This is a genomic window from Streptacidiphilus jeojiensis (assembly GCF_042510965.1).
Classification (GTDB): domain Bacteria; phylum Actinomycetota; class Actinomycetes; order Streptomycetales; family Streptomycetaceae; genus Streptacidiphilus; species Streptacidiphilus jeojiensis.
Map to the genome: position 1 here is coordinate 417,608 of NZ_JBEUKS010000008.1, position 15,308 is coordinate 432,915.

The 15,308-nt window shown below is 74.0% G+C and carries 13 protein-coding genes; 7 read left to right on the plus strand and 6 right to left on the minus strand.

Translation table 11 applies throughout. The features are described from left to right. Positions 1-70 precede the first annotated feature (70 nt). The gene (locus ABUW04_RS24070; protein ID WP_380566542.1) at positions 71-2,818 is read left to right on the plus strand and encodes a flippase-like domain-containing protein; all 2,748 of its coding nucleotides are present in this window, start codon (positions 71-73) and stop codon (positions 2,816-2,818) included. Between the two features lie 59 nt (positions 2,819-2,877). Here ABUW04_RS24070 and moeZ read toward each other — a convergent pair whose 3' ends face one another. From moeZ to ABUW04_RS24090, 4 genes are all read right to left on the minus strand, one after another. Next, positions 2,878-4,056, minus strand: coding sequence for an adenylyltransferase/sulfurtransferase MoeZ (gene moeZ, locus ABUW04_RS24075; protein ID WP_380566543.1), 1,179 nt, complete (start codon positions 4,054-4,056; stop codon positions 2,878-2,880). A 261-nt stretch (positions 4,057-4,317) separates the two neighbouring features. Further along, positions 4,318-5,229: an NAD-dependent epimerase/dehydratase family protein gene (locus tag ABUW04_RS24080; protein ID WP_030257616.1), complete on the minus strand. Its 912-nt coding sequence runs from the start codon at positions 5,227-5,229 to the stop codon at positions 4,318-4,320. Positions 5,230-5,352: 123 nt separating this feature from the next. Then, positions 5,353-6,504, minus strand: coding sequence for a hypothetical protein (locus tag ABUW04_RS24085; RefSeq protein ID WP_380566544.1), 1,152 nt, complete (start codon positions 6,502-6,504; stop codon positions 5,353-5,355). Further along, the gene (locus tag ABUW04_RS24090) at positions 6,501-8,339 is read right to left on the minus strand and encodes a DUF3492 domain-containing protein (protein WP_380566545.1); all 1,839 of its coding nucleotides are present in this window, start codon (positions 8,337-8,339) and stop codon (positions 6,501-6,503) included. The genes ABUW04_RS24085 and ABUW04_RS24090 overlap by 4 nt, the downstream gene beginning before the upstream one ends. A 256-nt stretch (positions 8,340-8,595) precedes the next feature. On the opposite strand from ABUW04_RS24090, the gene ABUW04_RS24095 reads away from it, so the two are divergent. Next, the gene (locus ABUW04_RS24095; protein ID WP_380566546.1) at positions 8,596-9,063 is read left to right on the plus strand and encodes a hypothetical protein; all 468 of its coding nucleotides are present in this window, start codon (positions 8,596-8,598) and stop codon (positions 9,061-9,063) included. Positions 9,064-9,111: 48 nt separating this feature from the next. Here the strand turns inward: ABUW04_RS24095 and ABUW04_RS24100 are convergent, their stop codons facing one another. Next, entirely contained in the window at positions 9,112-10,152 is a 1,041-nt protein-coding gene (locus tag ABUW04_RS24100; protein WP_380566547.1) for an alpha/beta fold hydrolase, read from the minus strand. Positions 10,153-10,277: 125 nt separating this feature from the next. Here ABUW04_RS24100 and ABUW04_RS24105 point away from each other — a divergent pair, with 125 nt between their 5' ends. From ABUW04_RS24105 to ABUW04_RS24120, 4 genes are all read left to right on the plus strand, one after another. Continuing rightward, positions 10,278-10,466 (plus strand): hypothetical protein, encoded by a 189-nt coding sequence (locus tag ABUW04_RS24105; RefSeq protein WP_030257629.1) that lies wholly within the window; start codon positions 10,278-10,280, stop codon positions 10,464-10,466. Between the two features lie 211 nt (positions 10,467-10,677). Further along, positions 10,678-11,337 carry a TetR/AcrR family transcriptional regulator gene (locus tag ABUW04_RS24110; protein WP_380566548.1) on the plus strand — a complete coding sequence of 220 codons (660 nt, stop codon included), beginning with the start codon at positions 10,678-10,680 and terminating at the stop codon, positions 11,335-11,337. A gap of 122 nt (positions 11,338-11,459) precedes the next feature. Beyond that, positions 11,460-11,687, plus strand: a complete 228-nt coding sequence (locus ABUW04_RS24115; RefSeq protein ID WP_030257634.1) for a DUF3107 domain-containing protein — start codon at positions 11,460-11,462, stop codon at positions 11,685-11,687. Between the two features lie 272 nt (positions 11,688-11,959). Beyond that, positions 11,960-12,304 carry a hypothetical protein gene (locus tag ABUW04_RS24120; RefSeq protein WP_051725638.1) on the plus strand — a complete coding sequence of 115 codons (345 nt, stop codon included), beginning with the start codon at positions 11,960-11,962 and terminating at the stop codon, positions 12,302-12,304. Between the two features lie 35 nt (positions 12,305-12,339). On the opposite strand, the gene ABUW04_RS24125 is transcribed toward ABUW04_RS24120, so the two are convergent. Next, positions 12,340-13,089 (minus strand): ferritin-like fold-containing protein, encoded by a 750-nt coding sequence (locus ABUW04_RS24125; protein WP_380566549.1) that lies wholly within the window; start codon positions 13,087-13,089, stop codon positions 12,340-12,342. Positions 13,090-13,644: 555 nt separating this feature from the next. Here ABUW04_RS24125 and ABUW04_RS24130 point away from each other — a divergent pair. Next, the coding region (locus ABUW04_RS24130) for a DEAD/DEAH box helicase (protein WP_380566550.1) at positions 13,645-15,308 on the plus strand (1,664 nt) is incomplete at its 3' end.

Genomic DNA, 15,308 nt, shown 5'->3' on the forward strand with positions numbered 1-15,308 from the left:
GACACGCATCCTCCACCCATGCCACCCTTGAGGGGTCGGTGACAGGCGACCAGAAGGCACAGACATTCAGATGACCGGATCGAGCGCGAGCGCCGACCAGGCAGCGGACGCCTCCGGCACCATGCCCGACGCCTCCGGTCCGTCACCCTCGGCCGCCTCCGGACCCGGTTCCGAGCCGATCAGCGGCGGCGAACGCGCCGCCGAGCCGGCCTCCAGGCCGCCCGCCCCGCCCGTCGAGGCCCCCGTCGAAGCCCCCGTCGTCGACCTGGTCAAGGTCCCCGGCCTGCAGCACCGCTCGACACTGCCGGCCGAGACCCGTGCCAGCTCGCACGTCGCCGTGGACGAGCCGCTGCTGGCCGCCCGGGTGCACCGCCCCTCCGACCTGATCCGCTTCCTGCTGGGCATCCTCGGCGTCGCCGCCGTCCTGGTGCTGGCCAGCATCGCCACCTCGACCACCACCGGGCTGCAGAGCGACATCTCGGCGGGCGTCACCAAGGTCCCCAGCTTCCTCACCACCATCACCGGCGTCATCTCCACCGCCGCAGTGCTGATCGTCCCGCTGGCCTTCGCGGTGGAACGGCTGATCAAACGGGACGGCCTGCGGGTCGCCGACGGCGTGCTGGCGGCGGTGCTGGCGCACGGCATCTCGCTGGCGGTGGACCTGTGGGTGGTCAAGGCAGCGCCGGAGTCCATCACCGCCGCGCTGACCCAGCAGATCCCCAACACCACCACGCTCACCGACCCGGTGCACGGCTACCTCACCCCCGTCATCGCCTACATGACGGCCGTGGGCATGGCCAGCCGTCCGCGCTGGCGGGTCGCGCTCTGGGCCGTGGTGCTGCTGGACGGGCTGTCCGAACTGATCAGCGGACACACCACCCCGCTGTCCATTGCAGTAACCATCCTGCTGGGCCTGACCGTGGCCTACGGCACCCTCTACGCCGTCGGCACCCCGAACGTCCGCCCCACCGGCGAGACCCTGCTGCTGGGGCTGCGCAAGGTCGGCTTCGCCCCGCTCAGCGCCCACCGCTCCACCGACGGCCCCGAGGGCACCCGCCGCTACCTGGTCATCCAGGACCACGCGCTGCCGCTGGACGTCCATGTCATCGACCGCGAGCAGCAGGCCTCCGGCTTCTTCTACCGGCTCTGGCGGCGGCTGCAGCTGCGCACCGTCACCGTCCGCTCCAGCCCCCAGTCGCTGCGCCAGGCCCTGGAGCAGGAGGCCCTGATCGCCTACGCGGCCAACGCGGCCGGGGCGCACTCCCCCAGGCTGATCGCCACCTCCGAGCTCGGCCCGGACGCGGTGATCCTGGTCTACGAGCGGGTCGAGGGCCGCTCCTTCGACCTCGCCGACGACTCCGAGCTCACCGACGAGGTCCTCGCCGACGCCTGGACCTCGGTCAAGGCGCTGCACGACCGCCGGATCGCGCACCGCCGGCTGACCAGCGAGTCGCTGCTGGTCACCCCGCCGTCGGCGGCCTCGCCCAGCAGCGGCGTCTGCCTGATCAACCTGGCCGGCGGCGACATCGCCTCCGGCGACCTGACGCTGCGGATGGACCTGGCCCAGCTGCTCACCACGCTGGCACTGCGGGTCGGGCCCGAGCGCGCGGTGGCCTCCGCCAACAAGGTGCTGGGCTCGGGGCGGACCGCGAGCGCCATGCCGCTGCTGCAGCCGGTCGGGCTGCACCGCTCCACCCGGCTGGCGCTGAAGCACCACAACAGCGAGCACAAGGCCGCGGTGGCCGCGGCCCGCGCGGAGCAGATGAAGGCCGGGGTCAAGGTCGAGGACGCGCTGACCGCCAACCCCGATCCGCAGGACTTCCTGTCGCAGATCCGCGAGCAGATCCTGGAGGTCGCCCCGCAGGCCCCGGTGGAGCCGGCCAGGCTGCAGCGGCTCAAGCCGAAGACCCTGATCACCCTGGTCGCCGGCGCCTTCGCGGCCTACCTGCTGCTGGGCCAGCTCGCCGCCGCCAACCCGGCCAGCGCGTTCAGCCACGCCAAGTGGGCCTGGGCGCTGGCCGCGCTGGCGGCCTCCGCGCTCAGCTACGTCGGAGCGGCGCTCAGCCTGGCCGGCTTCGTGCCCGAGCAGCTGCCGTTCTGGCGGACCCTGTGGGCCCAGGTGGCCGGCAGCTTCGTGAAACTGGTGGCCCCGGCCGCGGTCGGCGGAGTCGCCCTGAACGCCCGCTTCCTGCAACGGGCCGGGGTGCGCCCGGGCCAGGCCGTGGCCAGCGTCGGCGCCTCCCAGCTGGTCGGTCTGGGGATGCACATCCTGCTGCTGCTGGGCTTCGGCTTCGTGGCCGGGACGGGCAGCGGCAAGGGCTCGGACATCCCCTCCTCGCGCACCGTGATCGCCGGGCTGCTGGTGGCGGCGGTGCTGGTGCTGGTGGGCGCGGCCGTCCCGCCGGTCCGGCGCTGGACGGTGACCCGGCTGCGGACCCTGTTCATCGGCGTGATCCCGCGGATGCTGGACCTGCTGCGCTCCCCCACCAAGATCGCCACCGGCTTCGGCGGCATCGTGCTGGTCTCGCTGGCCTTCGTGGCCTGCCTGGACACCAGCATCCGGGCCTTCGGCGAGTCGCTGCCCTTCGCCACCATCGCCGTCGTCTACCTGGCCGGCAACGCGGCGGGCTCGGCCGTGCCCACCCCGGGCGGGATCGGCGCGATCGAGACACTGCTGATCGGTGGGCTCACCGGCGCCGGGCTGCCGCTGACCGTGGCGACGCCGGCCGTGCTGCTGTTCCGACTGCTGACCTTCTGGCTGCCGGTGCTGCCGGGCTGGATCGCCTTCAGCTACCTGCAACGCAAGGAAGCCCTGTGACGGGACGTCACAGGGCTTCCTCGACCGCCGTTGGCTGCTGGTCCGCCGGCGGCTAGTGGCTAGTAGACCGGCTTCTCGGGCTCGATCTGGTTGACCCAGCCGATCACGCCGCCGCCCACGTGGACCGCGTCGGCGAAGCCTGCGGAGTGCAGCACGGCCAGCACCTCGGCCGAGCGGACACCGGTCTTGCAGTGCAGCACGATCTTCTTGTCCTGCGGCATCCGCTCCAGAGCGTCGCCCATCAGGAAGTCGCCCTTGGGGATGAGGGTGGCACCCGGGATGTTGACGATCTCGTACTCGCCGGGCTCACGCACGTCGACCAGGAAGATGTCCTCCTTGTCGTCCTGCCACTGCTTGAGCTGCTTGGGCGTGATGGTGGAACCGATGGCCGCCGCCTGCGCCTCGTCGCTGACGACGCCGCAGAAGGCGTCGTAGTCGATCAGGTCGGTGACGGTGGGGCTCTCGCCGCAGAGCGCGCAGTCGGGGTCCTTGCGGACCTTGACCTGGCGGTACTGCATCTCCAGGGCGTCGTAGATCATCAGTCGGCCGACCAGCGGCTCGCCGACGCCGGCCAGCAGCTTGATGGCCTCGGTGACCTGGATCGAGCCGATCGACGCGCACAGCACGCCGAGCACGCCGCCCTCGGCGCAGGAGGGCACCATGCCGGGCGGCGGGGCCTCCGGGTAGAGGCAGCGGTAGCAGGGGCCGTGCTCGGCCCAGAACACGCTGGCCTGACCGTCGAAGCGGTAGATCGAGCCCCAGACGTAGGGCTTGCCGAGCAGCACGGCGGCGTCGTTCACCAGGTAGCGGGTGGCGAAGTTGTCGGTGCCGTCGACGATCAGTTCGTACTGCGCGAAGATCTCCTTGACGTTGTCCACGTCGAGGCGGGTCTCGTGCAGGATGACGTTGACGTAGGGGTTGATCTCCTTGACCGAGTCACGGGCGGACTCGGCCTTGGAGCGGCCGATGTCGGACTGGCCGTGGATGATCTGGCGCTGGAGGTTGGACTCGTCGACGGTGTCGAACTCGACGATGCCGAGGGTGCCGACACCCGCCGCGGCGAGGTACATCAACGCGGGAGAGCCCAGGCCGCCGGCGCCGACACACAGCACCTTGGCGTTCTTCAACCGCTTCTGCCCGTCCATCCCGACGTCCGGGATGATCAGGTGGCGGGAGTACCTGCGGACCTCGTCCACGGTGAGCTCAGCGGCCGGCTCGACCAGGGGTGGCAGCGACACGGGGGACTCCGTTAGTCGTCATTACGGGTTTTCTCCGCCAACAGTGCCACGTCGGTGGCTATTCCACGGCCCCCGGTCCGAGGTACGAGACGCCTGGTGAGACGGATCTCCCTCCGGGCTGCGGCGTCTGCATGGCTGGTGGCGCAGTTCCCCGCGCCCCTGTGGGTCTGCAACTGGCTCAGTTGCAATTGGTCAGGGGCGCGGGGAACTGCGCGACAAACCATGCACGACCCGCAGCCGAAAATCCCCCCGGCGAGTTCCCTAGACCCTGCAGGCCGTCTCCATCCAGATGTCCGCCAGCGACTCCTCCAGCGGCACCCGGGGCCGCCAGCCCAACCGCTCCCGCGCCGTGCGGATGTCGGCCTGCCGCCACAGCACCTCACCGGGGCGGTCCGTGCCGTCCGCGCCGGGGATGGGGCTGCGGGTCTCCTCCATCAGCCGTCCCTCGAAGCCGGACGCGCGCACCAGCAGATGCGCGGCGTCACGCATCCGCACCCCGCTGCCGCCGCCGATGTTGATCACACCGGTGGCCGCCGACACCGCGGCAGCCTGCACCGACCTGGCCACGTCGCGCACGTCGACGAAGTCCCGGAAGGCGGACAGGTCGGCCGAGCGCACCTGCGGCTCGCCGCGCTCCAGGGCCCGGCGCAGGCCCTCGGAGAGCCGTCCGAACAGCGAGCCGGCCGGGACCCCGGGGCCCACCGCGTCGAAGATCCGCAGCACCACCGCGTCCAGGCCCGAGGACAGCGCGAGTTCGGTGCCGGCCAGCTTGGTGACCCCGTAGGGGCCGATCGGGCGCGGTTCGGCGCTCTCCGCGGTGGAGGTGCCGATCGGCACCGGGCCGTACTCGGCGGCCGAGCCGACATGGACCAGCCTGGCCGGGTCGTGGCTGCGCCGGATCGCCTCGCAGACGGTGGCGACGGCCTGGGTGTTGGCCTTCACCAGGTCGCGCGGGGTGCCGTAGGTGACGCCCGCGCAGTTCACCACCACCCGGGGCATCACCGCGTCCAGGAACCGGGCCAGCGCACCGGGGCTGCCCGCGGCGAGGTCGAAGCGGATGTCCGCGGTGTCCCGCCGGCCCAGCACGGTCACCTGCAACTCGGGGTCGGCGAAGAGACGGTCGGCGACACGGCGGCCGATGAATCCATCGGCGCCCAACAGCAGCACCCTCATGGTGCGGTCCTTCCTTGAGCGGGCCCACAGGGGCCCGCGGTGTGCAGGTTGATGGGTGGTGGGGTGGTGGTGACCGGCGCCTGACGCGCCCTCAGCCGACCGCGCCCGCAGTCGACGGCGCCCTCAGTCGTCCGCGCCTTCGTCCGTCCCCGGCCGGACGGCGTCCCGGTGCGACTCCGGGCGCAGCAGCACCACCCAGGCGTAGGGCAGCAGCAGCGCGGCGGTCGTACCGAAGCCCCACAGCAGGGCGGTGTCGAACCCGGCCGCCGCTCCGCTGCCGCCGAACCCGGCGCCGCCGGGCAGCACGGCGTGCACGGCGGCTGCGGCCACGCCCAGCCCGGAGAGCCCGCAGAGCAGGCCGGCCAGCGCGTCCGCGGTCCTTCCGCACCGCCACAGCAGCACCACCAGCAGCAGGACGGTGCCGACGCACTCCTGGGCCGCCCAGGCGGTGCCGTCGGCCCCGTGGACCGCGGGGGTCAGCACGCCGGCCGCCAGAGCGCCGTCGCCGCCCCGGGACCGGTGCAGGGTCAGTGCGGCGAAGGTCAGCGCGGACAGCCCGGTCAGGAACAGCCCCAGCGCGACCGGCAGCACCGGACGCATCCGCTCGCGGAAACCGGCCCGGGACCGGGCCGCGCCGAGATGGCCCCAGCCGATGTGCCGGAACCAGCGCGCGCACCAGTCGGCCGCCCCCAGCCCGCAGGCCAGGGCGGTGGCCAGGGCCGGGTCGGTCCCACCGGTGACGCACAGGCCGAGTACCAGGGCCATGCCGACGGCATAGCCGAAGCGGGCGCCGAAGGAGCGCTCGGCGCCGGACGGCGCGCCCTGACGGCGGCCTGCGAGCAGGCGGCCGCCGCCCGCGGTCCCGGCCGCCACCAGAGCGAGCAGGACCACCACGGTCAGGTCCACCCCGATGCCGCGGCCGGCCCCACCGGTCCGTCGCGCCAGCCACAGCCCGGTGCAGGGCAGCAGGTAGAGCACGGCGACGAGCAGCGCCAGCCCGGCCCGCCGCCGCCAGGGGCTCTCCGGCGGCGGTGCCCGGTGCGCCTCGGGCCGCCGCGGCACCCGCGCGTAGAGCTCCTCGGCCAGCGAGAAGACATCGGCGTGCCGGTAACGGCCCGCCGTCCCCGGTCCCATGCCGGCCGCCTCCAGCTCGGCGGCGATCTCCAGCGGGTGCACCGCCGTCTCGCACAGCGCCAGATGACGGACCAGCAGATCGTGGACCGGATCGGCGGTGGCACGGTCCGCGGACAGCACCGCGCCGGATCGCCCGCTCATCCGGCCCCCGCCTCCTCGGCCCCGGACAGCGCCCCGACGAGTTCCGCACCGGTGCCGACACCGGAACCCTCGGCGAAGTCAGCGCCGAGCCCGGCACCGATCCCCGCGCCGACCGGGACCGGCTCGGGCGACGGCGCCCGTCGCTGCTCCGGGGCCTCGGGCCCCGGACGCACCGCCCTGCGCCGCAGCTCGGCCAGCATCGCGCCGGCCCGGCGCGGCCGCCCGGTGACGGCCTCCGGATCCGCGGGCGGGACCAGGGCCGAGGCCGGCACCGGGCTCTCGGCCGCCACCCGGACCTCCGCGGTGCGGCCGAAGGGCCGCCGCGCCGCCGGCGCGCCGAAGGGGGTCTCCGCGTTCGGCAGCCGGGAGGCCAGCTCCAGGTACAGGTCGCGGAAGGCCACCGCGGCCGGCTCCACCGCGTAGAGCTCCTGGGCCCGCAGCCGTCCGGCATTGCCGAGCCGGGCGCGGCGCTCCGGGTCCCGCAGCAGCGCCGAGCAGGCCGCGGCCAGCGCCTCCGGGTCCTCGGCCGGCACCAGCAGCCCGGTGGGACCGACCAGCTCCCGGGCCGCGCCGACGTCCGTGGCCACCACCGGCCGCCCGCTGAGCATGGCCTCGGCGACCAGCATCGGGCGCGGGCCCTCGGTACCGGAGAAGACGATCACGGTGCCCTTCCCATGGGCGTCGCGCAGCCGCCCGGCACCGCCCCGGGACCCGCCACCGCCCTGGAAGCTGACCGCCTCCGGCTGCTTCGGGAACAGCTCCGCGGCCAGCTCGCGGCAGTGCCGGGCACCGGCCTCGGCCGCGCGCGACCCGCCCGCCGGAGCGCTGTGCACCAGCAGCCGCACGCCCTCGTGCTCCGCCCTCAGCCGCGCGAAGGCCCGCAGCACGGTCTCCAGGCCCCCGTACGGCTCGGCCGGGCCGATCCAGACCAGGGTCTGCACCTCCGGTTCGGCACCGGCGGCGGGCAGGTCGGCGCCGGGAGTGCCCTCGTAGACCACCCGGACCGTCGCCGGGTCGGCGCCGCAGTGGACCTGCCAGCGCTGGTCGAAGCTGCTCCCGGGCGTGATCAGCCCGGCCTGCCGGTAGGCCTCGCGGGCCAGCAGGCGGAAGAAGGTGAGCATCAGCGCCCTGACCGGTCGCCGGTAGGGCGCGTCACGGTAGCCCCGGGCGCGTTCGCGCAGGTGCAGGCTGTGCTCGGTGATGATCAGGGGTATTCCGTAGAAGTGCTTGGCCAGCAGCCCGGGCAGTACGGCCAGACCGCCGCCGAGGGCGTGGCAGAGGTCAGCCGCGCCCAGCCCCTCGGGACGCCGCTCGTCGTACCAGGGCGCCGACAGCGCCCGCAGGCAGTTGGCCAGCAGGTCGGCCGCCACCAGGGCGTCCCGCACCAGCGGCTCGCCCGCCGATCCCGAGCCGCTGACGGCGACCGCACCCGGCGCCTTCCAGGCCGTCTCGATGATCCGCAGCGCCGCCCCGGAGCGGAGTAACGCCGCCAGTCCGCCACCGCGGCCGGCCTCGGCCAGGGCGTACAGCGCGGGGCCGAACCCCTCCGCGGCCGCCGGTTCGACCAGCGAGCGCAGCAGCTCCCGGTAGGCGGCCAGCGCCCGCCGCCTGGCCCGGCCGTGCAGCACGGCCGGGCGCGGATCCGCACGGCGCAGCCCGGACAGCCGCCCCGGCAGCGGCTCGGTCCCGGCGTGCACCGACCCGGCCCGCACCGACCCCAGGGCGTACAGCTCGAACTCGTGCTCGGCGAGCTCCCGGGTCAGCCGGTCGCACCAGCCGCCCTCGGCACTCCCGGTGCCGACGGACGCACTCTCGGTGAGCAGGGCGATGCGCATGGAGACCTCCGCGGCAGGGACGGTGATGGAGAGGCCCGTGGGCAGCGGTGGTCAGTGACCCCGCCCCCCGACGTCTGTTCGGCCCGACGGGATGAAACTACGACCGGCCACTGACAGCCACTCGACCATCCGGCCGCCTACCACCCGAAGGAGTGAACCCCCGAAACCCCTGGCGGGCTGCGGCGTTGTCGCACGTCGCCCCACCTGTCCCGGCCGTCCCGGTAACCCGCTGCCGCCCTCGGTCGTTGCGCCGGACGTGATCGGCACATTCCCCCGGGGTACGCCCGGCGCCCCGCTCGGACGGCTGTCGGCCGTCCTGCTGGCCCTGGCGTGCACCGGCGCGCTCGCCACCGCGTGCTCCCCCGACCGCCACCCCGCCGCCCCGAACCCGCCCGGAGCACCGCCGCCGGCCGCGCCGCTGGCCGGACCCCCGGCCGCACCGCCCGCGCCCGGGCCCACCCCGGGCGTGCCGCGCCGGGTCCTCGCCGTCGCCGATCCGCCGAGGGCCTCGGTACCGGCCCCGAGCCCGGCGCCGGCGGGCCGCGGGCCCGACCGCCCCGCCGGATCCGCTCCCGCGCCGCGTAGCGCGGCACCCCGCAAGGCCCACCCGACCCCGGGGCGGCCGTCTGCCGGCTCCCCCGGGCTCTGCGCCCTGGGCGAGCAGTACGGCGGCTGGGCCCCGGGCAGCAGCCAGGACGACAGCTGCCGCGCGGTCTACGGCTGAGCCGGACCACTGAGGCGGACCGCCCAGCCGGACCGCCGACGAGGCCGACTACCCCCGGGCCGCCGCAGCCGACGCAGTAGCCGCAGTCGCCGGAGCGGCCGGGGCCGCCGAGGCCCCTGCGGCCCCCGCGGTCTCCGCCAGCAGCTCCCGGAACTGCCCCGCGACCAGGTCCGGGTACTCCATCATCGCCACGTGCCCCGCCTCGGGCAGGACCAGCAGCCGGGAGTCCCGGAAGGCCAGCCCGGCCCTCCTGGCCATCCGGTAGGAGACCAGCTTGTCCCGCAGCCCGTACACCAGCAGCACCGGCGCCGTCACCTGCTCCGCCTGCCGCCAGAGCGCCTGCGGACCGCGCTCGGTGTAGGCCCTGACGATCCCCCGGGCGGTCCTGGCCAGCACGTCCATCGAGTACGGCAGCGCCATCCTGCGCTGGTACTCGGCGACCATCTGCCGGCGCCGCTCGGCGTCGATCAGCCCCGGGTCGCCGTAGCAGAGGTCCAGCAGCGCCTCGGTCTGCTGCTCCACCGGCTGGCCCTTGGTGAGCTTGCCGAAGACCGCGGGGACGCCCGGCATGGCCAGCAGCCCGGTCGGCAGCGCGGTGGGTTGCGGGGGCAGCTCGGGCAGGGCCGGGGAGATCAGCGTCAGCGAGCGCACCAGGTCGGGGCGGAGCGCGGCCAGCCTGGTCGCCACCGCGCCGCCCAGCGAGTTGCCGAACAGGTGGACCGGACCGCGTCCGGACAGCTCCAGGTAGTCCACCACCGCCCGCATGTGGGCCGAGACCGACAGGTCGGCGTCGTCCGGCGGCGGGGACTGGCCGAAGCCCGGCAGGTCCACGGCGTGGCCGTCGACATCGCCGGCCAGCCGGTCCATCAGCAGCGACCAGTTCTGCGTCGATCCGCCCAGCCCGTGCACGAAGACGGCGGGCGGCAGCCCGTCACGCTCCGGCGCGACCGCCTCCACGCTCAGCGCGCACCCGGGAACGGACACCGGCTCCAGCGCCCGCAGGCCCCCGCCGGCCACCTCCCCTTCGGCCACGTCGGGGATCGCCGCCTCGGGCACCACGGACTCTGACATCTCGCGCAGTCCACTCATGCGTCGATGCTACGAGCCGGCGCCGGCCAGGTCTGCAGTGGCCGTCCCGCCGGTGTGCCGGGGCGCGGTCCGGGGCAGGCGCTCCTAGGCTCGAGACAGCCGCACCTATCGCACCGGGAGCCAGCATGACCGAGCCCGTGAACCCCGAGCCCGTCGACCCCGACCTGGACGGGACCGACCTGGGCGACGACGACCCCGAGGCGGCCGGGAACGGCTCGCTGGAGGAGGAGGACCTCGACCTGGAGGCCCCGGAGGCCGATGTCGCCGAACAGCAGCGGGTGGTCCGCATCGACGAGGACGAGTACCGCGAGTGATTTGCCGGGTATACACCACTGGGTACCGGTCTGAACCCGACCGCATTGTTGACTCCTCACAAGAGTCGGCCAAGAGTTTCTTTCGGCGACCTGCGGCGCAAAGGATTACCGACAAGTAGGATGGCCGCCTGGAACCACCACCCGCACGGCCTCGGCCGCGCACGGCCCACGCCGCGCACCCGGAGCCCCACAACCGTGAGTGAGGAGCGCCGTGACGGCCAGTCAGGACACGGACGAGCGCCCGCGCACAGGCAAGACCAGCACCGGCCGCCTGCCGCGAAGCGCCCGACGGAACCAACTGCTCGGCGCCGCCGAGGAGGTGTTCGTCGCGCAGGGCTACCACGCTGCCGCGATGGACGACATCGCCGAGCGCGCCGGGGTCAGCAAGCCGGTGCTCTACCAGCACTTCCCCGGGAAGCTGGAGCTCTACCTCGCACTGCTGGACAAGCACTGCGAGGCCCTGGTCGAGGCGATCCGCGGGGCCTTGGAGGCCACCACGGACAACAAGCTCAGGGTGCAGGCCACCACCGAGGCCTACTTCGCCTACGTCGCCGCCGAGTCCGGCGCCTTCCGGCTGGTCTTCGAGTCGGACCTGACCAACGAGGCCGCCGTGCGCGAGCGGGTCGAGGCGGTCACCCGGGCGACGGCCACCCTGGTCAGCAAGGTGATCGCGGAGGACACCGACCTCCCCGAGGAGGAGGCCATGCTGCTGGCCGTCGGCGTCTGCGGCCTGTGCCAGATCACCGCCCGCTTCTGGCTGGCCCAGGGCGGCACGATCCCCAAGGACGAGGCGGTCCGCCTGGTCTCCAGCCTGTCCTGGCGCGGCCTCAAGGGCTTCCCCATGCACGGCGGCGATGGCGTCACGCACTGAATGCCCCCCGCTCGGTCTAAGGTTGGCGGCGTGCGGGCAGTTTCCGCACGGCAGTGACAGAGCCGGAAGAACCAGCGTCACAAGAACCAACATGCGCCTTGAGGGGCCGGAGGGACGTAGCCGTGGAGGTCAAGATCGGCGTGCAGAACGCGGCTCGGGAGATCGTTCTCGAGAGCTCGCAGTCTGCTGATGAAGTCGAGACCGCGGTCGCCGCGGCGCTCGACGGCAGCTCCAAGCTGCTGAAGCTCACGGACGAGCACGGCCGCAAGGTCCTGGTCCCCGCCGAGCGGCTCGCCTATGTGGAGATCGGCGAGCAGGCCGCGCGCAAGGTCGGCTTCGGCGCGATCTGAGGCCGCAGCCCCTGGTGCCCCGTTCCCGCCCCGGCGGGGGCGGGGCACCGCTGCGTCGGGCCCCGTGCACCCCTGCCGCGCAGCCGCCCCGGCCGCATTACCCGATCTTGGACCGCGGCGCACCGCACGGCCGCCCTGCCGAGTGATTCCGGCCAGGCTCGTGTGCAGATCCCCGCATTCCGCATGCGCCGAACGCTCCCTGGGTACGTCCTGGGTGTCCTGTCCGCCACCCGGGCCGGACCTGGTACCGCACGAGCTGCGAGGAGGCGCCGATGCTGCTGGAACTGCTCGCTTTCGCCCTGGTCGGACTGGCTGTCGGGGGCGGCGCGGCGCTACTGCTGCCGCACTACTTCCAGGTGCACCGAGCAGTCACCCTGCTGACCGGACTCTGCTCGGCGCTGCTGATCGGAGTGCTGGCCCGCGCGGTCGTCGGCGGCGGCCACGTCGCGGTGACCGTCACGCTCTCGGCCATCGGGGCCTGCCTGCTGGTCTCGCTGCTGGCCCACCCCGAGCGACGGCGCCCGGAACAGCGCCACCGGGAGCAGCGGCATCCCGAGGAGCACGGTCCCGAGCAGCGATCATCCGCAGCGGTCACCCGGGAACCGCACCACGTCTGAACCCCCGAACCGCCGGCTCCGGCCCGGGCGCCGGCTCAGGAGGCCAGACCCAGCGCCGCCATCCGCCGGGTGTGCGCCTCGGTGATCCGGTTGAACATCTTGCCGACCTCCACCAGGTCGAAGCCGCGCACCTCCACCCCGCCGATCAGCAGGTTGGACAGCGCGTCCCGCTCCGCGACGACCCGCTGGGCCTGGCTCAGCGCCTCGCCCATCAGCCGCCGGCCCCACAGCGCCAGCCGCCCGCCGATCTTCGGGTCGGCCTCGATGGCGCCGCGCACCTTCCCCACCGCGAACTCCGCGTGCCCGGTGTCGGCCATCACCCGCAGCACCAGCTCGCGGGTGTCGTCGTCGAGCCGCACCGCGACCTCGCGGTAGAAGTCGGCCGCGATGGAGTCGCCGACATAGGCCTTGACCAGGCTCTCCGGCCAGTCCGCCGGGGCGGTCATGCGGTGGAAGGAGTCCAGCGGCTCGGCGAACGGCTGCATCGCCGCGCCGGGGTCGGCGCCGACCTCGACCAACCGGTCGTGCAGCTGCCGGTAGTGGTGGAACTCGGCGGCCGCCATCCCGGCCAGCGCCGCCTTGTCCTCCAGCGTCGGGGCCAGCTTGGCGTCCTCGGCGAGCCGCTCGAAGGCACTGAGCTCGCCGTACGCCAGCGCGCCGAGCAGGTCGAGCACCGCGGCCCGGTACTCCGGGTCCGCCGCGCAGCTGTTCCAGTCCCCGATCGAGGGGTACGACTCGCCGGTACCGGCTCCGCCTGTCGCTGCTGCTTCCTGAGGAGTCTCCATATCGGGAACCCTAGTGCTCCCGCGAGCAGGGATTCCGCGCCGGGAGAGGGCTTTGTCGCCCGCGTCACATGTTCGATCTTTCGCTTGACGGTATGGTGGTAGTGAGGACTGGCGTATGCGCCGCAAGGCTCGCGCCCCGGTCCTCACGTATACGGATGCCCGGTCGGTGGAACGATCGGCTCCGACCGACCCGCCCTTCCGATTCCGGTGACGGACCACGAAGGGCCCGCAGTGGCTGAGCGAGGGCCGCCGCAGACCGCACCTACGCGGTCCCGCGCCGGGCCTCCCACCATGGCCGACCCGCAGTGCCGCCCGTGCGTACGCGACCCGAGTGTCCGTACGAACCACGGAGCCGGCGCGCGGCCCGGCCGCGAGGACGCCGGTTGCGGTCCGCGCGCCCGTACGAGTCGTACAGGCGCCCGGCCGCCCCCCGCATCGGCCGCACACACCGGAAGAGGCATCGTCCTGACTACGTTCCGAGAGCTCGGGCTCCTGCCCGAGACAGCAGAGGCCCTCGAGGCCGTCGGCATCATTGAAGCTTTCCCGATCCAGGAGATGACCCTCCCGGTCGCCCTCAGCGGCCACGACGTCATCGGGCAGGCCAAGACAGGTACCGGTAAGACCCTGGGCTTCGGCCTTCCCATCATCGACCGGGTGCGCGTCCTCGCCGACGTCGACGCCGGGCGCACCACCGCCGCCGAGCTGCCCAGCTCGCCGCAGGCCCTGGTCGTGGTGCCCACCCGCGAGCTGTGCACCCAGGTCACCAACGACCTGCAGACGGCCGGCAAGGTCCGCAACGTCCGGGTCCTCGCCATCTACGGCGGCCGGGCCTACGAGCCGCAGGTCGAGGCGCTGCAGAAGGGCGTCGACGTGGTCGTCGGCACCCCGGGCCGGCTGCTCGACCTGGCCCGCCAGCGCAAGCTGGACCTCTCCGCCGTGCGCTGCCTGGTGCTCGACGAGGCGGACGAGATGCTCGACCTGGGCTTCCTGCCCGACGTCGAGAAGATCATGACCATGCTCCCGGCCAAGCGGCAGACCATGCTGTTCTCGGCCACCATGCCGGGCCAGGTCATCAGCCTCGCCCGCCGCTACATGAGCCAGCCCACCCACATCCGGGCCGCCGCCCCCGACGACACCGGCGCCACCGTGGCCTCGGTCGAGCAGCACATCTTCCGGGCCCACTCGCTGGACAAGGTGGAGCTGGTCTCCCGGATCCTGCAGGCCGAGGGCCGCGGCCTGGCGATGATCTTCTGCCGGACCAAGCGGACCGCGGCCGACGTCGCGGACCAGCTGACCCAGCGCGGCTTCGCGGCCGGCGCGGTCCACGGCGACCTGGGCCAGGGAGCGCGCGAGCAGGCGCTGCGCGCCTTCCGCAACGGCAAGGTCGACGTCCTGGTCTGCACCGACGTGGCCGCCCGCGGCATCGACGTCGAGGGCGTCACCCACGTCATGAACTACCAGTGCCCCGAGGACGAGAAGACCTACCTGCACCGCATCGGCCGCACCGGCCGCGCCGGCGCCTCCGGCACCGCGGTGACCCTGGTCGACTGGGACGACATGCCCCGCTGGGCGCTGATCAACAAGGCGCTGAGCCTGGGCCTGGGCGAGCCGGAGGAGACCTACTCGACCTCGCCGCACCTGTACGAGCTGCTGCACATCGCCCCCGGCACCAAGGGCGTGCTGCCCCGGGCCGACCGCACCCGCGCGGGTCTGGGCGCCGAGGCGATCGAGGACCTGGGCGAGCCGGGCGGCGGCCGCAAGTCCGCCGACCGCGGTGCCACCGGGCGCGGCGGCCGGGACGGGGGCGGTCGCGGCGACAGCCGTCGTCCCGCCGCTGCCGAGGCCCCGGCCGAGGAGGCGCGTCCGCGCCGCGAGCGCTCGCGGCGCCGCACCCGTGGCGGTGCCGCCGACGCCGTGCAGGTCGTCGAGACGGTCGGAACCGCCGCTGCGGCGCCCGTGGCCGAGGCTCCGGCCGACGCCGTGACCGCCGTGACCGAGGAGACCGCGCCGCGCCGGCGCCGCCGCCGCACCGGCAAGGCCGCCGAGGCCGTGGAGACGGTGGAGACCCTCGCCGGGACCCCCACCGCCGAGGCACCGGCCGTCGAGACCCCCGCAGCTGAGGCTCCCGCCGCCGAGGCCCCCGCGCCGCGCACCCGCCGTCGCCGTACGGCTGCCGCTGCGGAGGCACCGGCCGTCGAGGCACCGGCTGAGGCTCCCGC

Coding starts and splice junctions, on each gene's coding strand:
- ABUW04_RS24100 (WP_380566547.1), bottom strand. CDS start 10,152: ATGAGTGGACTGCGCGAGATGTCAGAGTCCGTGGTGCCCGAGGCGGCG.
- ABUW04_RS24090 (WP_380566545.1), bottom strand. CDS start 8,339: ATGCGCATCGCCCTGCTCACCGAGAGTGCGTCCGTCGGCACCGGGAGT.
- ABUW04_RS24125 (WP_380566549.1), bottom strand. CDS start 13,089: ATGGAGACTCCTCAGGAAGCAGCAGCGACAGGCGGAGCCGGTACCGGC.
- ABUW04_RS24070 (WP_380566542.1), top strand. CDS start 71: ATGACCGGATCGAGCGCGAGCGCCGACCAGGCAGCGGACGCCTCCGGC.
- ABUW04_RS24105 (WP_030257629.1), top strand. CDS start 10,278: ATGACCGAGCCCGTGAACCCCGAGCCCGTCGACCCCGACCTGGACGGG.
- ABUW04_RS24080 (WP_030257616.1), bottom strand. CDS start 5,229: ATGAGGGTGCTGCTGTTGGGCGCCGATGGATTCATCGGCCGCCGTGTC.
- ABUW04_RS24120 (WP_051725638.1), top strand. CDS start 11,960: ATGCTGCTGGAACTGCTCGCTTTCGCCCTGGTCGGACTGGCTGTCGGG.
- ABUW04_RS24085 (WP_380566544.1), bottom strand. CDS start 6,504: ATGAGCGGGCGATCCGGCGCGGTGCTGTCCGCGGACCGTGCCACCGCC.